This is a genomic window from Granulicatella sp. WM01 (assembly GCF_004570605.1).
Taxonomy (GTDB): Bacteria; Bacillota; Bacilli; order Lactobacillales; family Aerococcaceae; genus WM01.
This window is the reverse complement of the sequence record NZ_SPPB01000166.1, coordinates 1-274: the sequence shown is the minus strand read 5'-3', so window position 1 is coordinate 274 and position 274 is coordinate 1. Positions and strand designations below refer to the sequence as shown.

Sequence of the window (274 nt, the reverse complement as noted above, 5' to 3'; positions counted from 1 at the left end):
CAGTATTGTTTTTTTCTTTTAAACAGTACTTTTGCTACTCTATATAGGTTTAATATAAAAGCACATCACATTTTTTCTATTTTAAAAATGTGATGTGCTTTTTTTATTATATTGTCAACAATCTGAGGCTGTTATGCACTTAAGTGCATAACAGTCTTTTCATAACTAGAAAACAATTTTAGCATTAACAAAATACGTGCTCTAAAATAAGTAAATGACCGATAGCCAAAAGCATTCCGTTTTAATACTTTAATCTTATTATTTAATCCCTCAA

The 274-nt window shown here is 26.6% G+C and carries 1 protein-coding gene; it reads right to left on the bottom strand.

Features of this window, described 5'->3' with window-relative positions; all coding sequences use genetic code 11:
• Positions 1-131 precede the first annotated feature (131 nt).
• On the bottom strand, positions 132-274 hold a 143-nt coding region (locus E4T68_RS09095), incomplete at its 5' end, for a transposase (protein WP_167753887.1).